Source organism: Xanthomonas sp. BRIP62411 (genome assembly GCF_003993525.1).
GTDB classification, from domain to species: Bacteria; Pseudomonadota; Gammaproteobacteria; order Xanthomonadales; family Xanthomonadaceae; genus Xanthomonas; species Xanthomonas euroxanthea.
The window spans coordinates 1-5776 of the sequence record NZ_QEZI01000033.1; the positions used below are offsets into that span (position 1 = coordinate 1).

General features: G+C 53.4%; 1 protein-coding gene, 2 tRNA genes and 3 rRNA genes. All 6 read right to left on the reverse strand.

From position 1 onward, the window contains the following. Positions 1-152: 152 nt before the first annotated feature. Positions 153-267: ribosomal RNA gene (rrf, locus tag EO139_RS21000) — 5S ribosomal RNA — on the reverse strand. Between the two features lie 127 nt (positions 268-394). Beyond that, a 23S ribosomal RNA gene (locus tag EO139_RS21005) occupies positions 395-3275 on the reverse strand. A 227-nt stretch (positions 3276-3502) separates the two neighbouring features. Then, a tRNA-Ile gene (locus EO139_RS21010) sits at positions 3503-3579 on the reverse strand. A 19-nt stretch (positions 3580-3598) separates the two neighbouring features. After that, a tRNA-Ala gene (locus tag EO139_RS21015) sits at positions 3599-3674 on the reverse strand. A 94-nt stretch (positions 3675-3768) separates the two neighbouring features. After that, positions 3769-5315 (reverse strand): 16S ribosomal RNA (locus tag EO139_RS21020). The 16S, 23S and 5S rRNA genes sit together here with 2 tRNA genes alongside, the layout of an rRNA operon. A 232-nt stretch (positions 5316-5547) precedes the next feature. Next, the coding region (locus tag EO139_RS21600; protein ID WP_206515171.1) for a hypothetical protein at positions 5548-5776 on the reverse strand (229 nt) is incomplete at its 5' end.

The following is a 5776-nucleotide window of genomic DNA, read 5'->3' on the forward strand; positions in this document are numbered from 1 at the left end:
CACCAGTACCTGGCTCAGCCTGAGCGTCGAGCCTGCGGATGCGGATCCGCTGGTCAGCGTGCGTCCTTGTGCGGTGTCTTTGGCGGTTACGTTGCGGATTTTGGACAAAAAGAAACCCTCAGTCCTGTTGGACTGAGGGTTTCGGGTAAAGCCCCTGGCGATGACCTACTCTCGCATGGCTTGAGCCACACTACCATCGGCGCAGCTGCGTTTCACTTCCGAGTTCGGGATGGGATCGGGTGGTTCCACAGCGCTAATTTCACCAGGGAGACGGTTGGAGCGTCGCCATCCAAGAAACGGATTAAGGCGCCCAGTCTCGCATAGTTAACTTGTGACGTAGCTTGCGTTTGATGATCTACCAACGTTCGTTGGGACCAAGGCAACTTGAGGTTATATGGTCAAGCCGCACGGATCATTAGTATCAGTTAGCTCAATACATTGCTGTACTTACACACCTGACCTATCAACCACATAGTCTATATGGTTCCTTTAGGGGGCTTGTGCCCCGGGAAGTCTCATCTTGAGGCGCGCTTCCCGCTTAGATGCTTTCAGCGGTTATCGCTTCCGAACATAGCTACCCGGCAATGCCACTGGCGTGACAACCGGAACACCAGAGGTTCGTCCACTCCGGTCCTCTCGTACTAGGAGCAGCCCCTCTCAAACTTCCAACGCCCATGGCAGATAGGGACCGAACTGTCTCACGACGTTCTGAACCCAGCTCGCGTACCACTTTAAATGGCGAACAGCCATACCCTTGGGACCGACTACAGCCCCAGGATGTGATGAGCCGACATCGAGGTGCCAAACACCGCCGTCGATATGAACTCTTGGGCGGTATCAGCCTGTTATCCCCGGAGTACCTTTTATCCGTTGAGCGATGGCCCTTCCATACAGAACCACCGGATCACTAAGACCTACTTTCGTACCTGCTTGATCCGTCGATCTTGCAGTCAAGCACGCTTATGCCTTTGCACACAGTGCGCGATGTCCGACCGCGCTGAGCGTACCTTCGTGCTCCTCCGTTACTCTTTAGGAGGAGACCGCCCCAGTCAAACTACCCACCATACACGGTCCCTGATCCGGATAACGGATCTAGGTTAGAACGTCAAGCACGACAGGGTGGTATTTCAAGGATGGCTCCACTGCAGCTAGCGCCACAGTTTCATAGCCTCCCACCTATCCTACACAGACGAACTCAACGTTCAGTGTAAAGCTATAGTAAAGGTTCACGGGGTCTTTCCGTCTTGCCACGGGAACGCTGCATCTTCACAGCGATTTCAATTTCACTGAGTCTCGGGTGGAGACAGCGCCGCTGTCGTTACGCCATTCGTGCAGGTCGGAACTTACCCGACAAGGAATTTCGCTACCTTAGGACCGTTATAGTTACGGCCGCCGTTTACTGGGGCTTCGATCAAGAGCTTCGCCTTGCGGCTGACCCCATCAATTAACCTTCCAGCACCGGGCAGGCGTCACACCCTATACGTCCACTTTCGTGTTTGCAGAGTGCTGTGTTTTTGATAAACAGTCGCAGCGGCCTGGTTTCTGCGACCCTCTTCAGCTATAGCTCGCATGAGCCACCAAAAAGGGTGCACCTTCTCCCGAAGTTACGGTGCCATGTTGCCTAGTTCCTTCACCCGAGTTCTCTCAAGCGCCTGAGAATTCTCATCCTACCCACCTGTGTCGGTTTACGGTACGGTCTTCGTGAGCTGAAGCTTAGGAGCTTTTCCTGGAAGCGTGGTATCAGTGACTTTGCCATAAAGGCTCGTCTCGGTGCTCGGTCTTAAAGGATCCCGGATTTGCCAAAGATCCAAACCTACCGCCTTTCCCCGGGACAACCAACGCCCGGTACACCTAACCTTCTCCGTCCCTCCATCGCACTCACGCGAGGTGCAGGAATATTAACCTGCTTCCCATCGACTACGGCTTTCGCCCTCGCCTTAGGGACCGACTAACCCTGCGTCGATTAACGTTGCGCAAGGAAACCTTGGGCTTTCGGCGTGCGGGCTTTTCACCCGCATTATCGTTACTCATGTCAGCATTCGCACTTCCGATACCTCCAGCAGACTTCTCAATCCACCTTCGCAGGCTTACGGAACGCTCCTCTACCGCGCATAAAACAAGTTTTATGCACCCCAAGCTTCGGTTCACTGCTTAGCCCCGTTAAATCTTCCGCGCAGACCGACTCGACCAGTGAGCTATTACGCTTTCTTTAAAGGGTGGCTGCTTCTAAGCCAACCTCCTGGCTGTCTATGCCTTTCCACATCGTTTTCCACTTAGCAGTGAATTTGGGACCTTAGCTGTGGGTCTGGGTTGTTTCCCTTTTCACGACGGACGTTAGCACCCGCCGTGTGTCTCCCGGATAGTACGTACTGGTATTCGGAGTTTGCAATGGTTTGGTAAGTCGCGATGACCCCCTAGCCATAACAGTGCTCTACCCCCAGTAGTATTCGTCCGAGGCGCTACCTAAATAGCTTTCGAGGAGAACCAGCTATCTCCGGGTTCGATTAGCTTTTCACTCCTAATCACAGCTCATCCCCGTCTTTTGCAACAGACGTGGGTTCGGGCCTCCAGTACCTGTTACGGCACCTTCACCCTGGCCATGACTAGATCACCCGGTTTCGGGTCTACTGCCCGCGACTATGCGCCCTTATCAGACTCGGTTTCCCTTCGCCTCCCCTATACGGTTAAGCTTGCCACGAACAGTAAGTCGCTGACCCATTATACAAAAGGTACGCAGTCACTCTTGCGAGCTCCTACTGCTTGTACGCACACGGTTTCAGGATCTATTTCACTCCCCTCTCCGGGGTTCTTTTCGCCTTTCCCTCACGGTACTGGTTCACTATCGGTCGGTCAGGAGTATTTAGCCTTGGAGGATGGTCCCCCCATATTCAGACAGGGTTTCACGTGCCCCGCCCTACTCGTCTTCACTGGAGTGGCCCTTTTAAATACAGGGCTATCACCTTCTATGGCCAATCTTTCCAGATTGTTTTTCTAAAGCCATTCCAGCTTAAGGGCTGCTCCCCGTTCGCTCGTCACTACTTAGGGAATCTCGGTTGATTTCTTTTCCTCCGGTTACTTAGATATTTCAGTTCACCGGGTTCGCTTCCAGCAGCTATGAATTCACTGCAGGATACTGCCGAAGCAGTGGGTTTCCCCATTCGGACATTGCCGGATCAAAGCTTGTTGCCAGCTCCCCGACACTTTTCGCAGGCTACCACGTCCTTCATCGCCTCTGACCGCCTAGGCATCCACCGTGTGCGCTTATTCGCTTGACCATATAACCCCAAGTTGCCTCGGGGTCACATGCCGTGTTGTGTGGGGTACAAAGCCACCAACGCGAACATACGACTCAATTATTTAGGGACTCGAAGTCCCCGCCTTAGCCTCAACGACACGTTTAGATAGATATCTCAAACGCTCGCTACGTCACAAGTTATAAAAGAACATGTATCAGCCTCAACGCTGATCCATATAAATTCTTAAGTGTGCACTACATTCAGAGTGGTGGGTCTGGGTAGACTCGAACTACCGACCTCACCCTTATCAGGGGTGCGCTCTAACCACCTGAGCTACAGACCCGAAGTCTTTTCACTCAATATGGTGGAGCCTGTCGGGATCGAACCGACGACCCCCTGCTTGCAAAGCAGGTGCTCTCCCAGCTGAGCTAAGGCCCCAAAAGGGACTTCGCATACCGACCTGTGCCGGTATGAATCTCTGAATGCAGGTAATTTGTGAGGACGCCCGACAGGAACAATGATGTCATGCTCAAAAGGAGGTGATCCAGCCGCACCTTCCGATACGGCTACCTTGTTACGACTTCACCCCAGTCATCGGCCACACCGTGGCAAGCGCCCTCCCGAAGGTTAAGCTACCTGCTTCTGGTGCAACAAACTCCCATGGTGTGACGGGCGGTGTGTACAAGGCCCGGGAACGTATTCACCGCAGCAATGCTGATCTGCGATTACTAGCGATTCCGACTTCATGGAGTCGAGTTGCAGACTCCAATCCGGACTGAGATAGGGTTTCTGGGATTGGCTTACCCTCGCGGGTTTGCAGCCCTCTGTCCCTACCATTGTAGTACGTGTGTAGCCCTGGTCGTAAGGGCCATGATGACTTGACGTCATCCCCACCTTCCTCCGGTTTGTCACCGGCGGTCTCCTTAGAGTTCCCACCATTACGTGCTGGCAACTAAGGACAAGGGTTGCGCTCGTTGCGGGACTTAACCCAACATCTCACGACACGAGCTGACGACAGCCATGCAGCACCTGTCTCACGGTTCCCGAAGGCACCAATCCATCTCTGGAAAGTTCCGTGGATGTCAAGACCAGGTAAGGTTCTTCGCGTTGCATCGAATTAAACCACATACTCCACCGCTTGTGCGGGCCCCCGTCAATTCCTTTGAGTTTCAGTCTTGCGACCGTACTCCCCAGGCGGCGAACTTAACGCGTTAGCTTCGATACTGCGTGCCAAATTGCACCCAACATCCAGTTCGCATCGTTTAGGGCGTGGACTACCAGGGTATCTAATCCTGTTTGCTCCCCACGCTTTCGTGCCTCAGTGTCAGTGTTGGTCCAGGTAGCCGCCTTCGCCACGGATGTTCCTCCCGATCTCTACGCATTTCACTGCTACACCGGGAATTCCGCTACCCTCTACCACACTCTAGTGACCCAGTATCCACTGCAATTCCCAGGTTGAGCCCAGGGCTTTCACAACAGACTTAAACCACCACCTACGCACGCTTTACGCCCAGTAATTCCGAGTAACGCTTGCACCCTTCGTATTACCGCGGCTGCTGGCACGAAGTTAGCCGGTGCTTATTCTTTGGGTACCGTCAGAACAATCGGGTATTAACCGACTGCTTTTCTTTCCCAACAAAAGGGCTTTACAACCCGAAGGCCTTCTTCACCCACGCGGCATGGCTGGATCAGGCTTGCGCCCATTGTCCAATATTCCCCACTGCTGCCTCCCGTAGGAGTCTGGACCGTGTCTCAGTTCCAGTGTGGCTGATCATCCTCTCAGACCAGCTACGGATCGTCGCCTTGGTGGGCCTTTACCCCGCCAACTAGCTAATCCGACATCGGCTCATTCAATCGCGCGAAGCCCGAAGGTCCTCCGCTTTCACCCGTAGGTCGTATGCGGTATTAGCGTAAGTTTCCCTACGTTATCCCCCACGAAAGAGTAGATTCCGATGTATTCCTCACCCGTCCGCCACTCGCCACCCATAAGAGCAAGCTCTTACTGTGCTGCCGTTCGACTTGCATGTGTTAGGCCTGCCGCCAGCGTTCACTCTGAGCCAGGATCAAACTCTTCACTTAAAATTACATGTCCGAAGACAAATACTTTAGCTGCAGAAGTTCAACCACTGACAACTTATCGCTTGCAAAGCAATTAATATGTTGCTTTTTGATTAAACGTCTGCAAGATGGACAATCATCCTTCCTGCAGGCGTCCGCACAAATTACCTGCGCACACTGTCAAAGAACATTGGGAAGTGGCCTCAGCGCCGTTCCCGTCAGCTTCGTCGTTTCCGTCGAAGCCAGCCGCCCATTATAGCGGACTTTTTCTTGCCGTCAACACCTCATTTCGAGGTGGTTGACGCTGCTTCGTTTCGACCCGAAGGTTTTCTGCGAAGCGAGCCGGCCATATTAGCAGGCTTTTCATCTTCGTCAACCCCTCGTGAAGAGGAAGTTGCCGCCGCTGCACCTCAATCTGCCGAAGCATCTTTCCGTGTAGCGAGCCGCCCATCATAGCCGGCTTTTTCGTTTCGTCAACACCT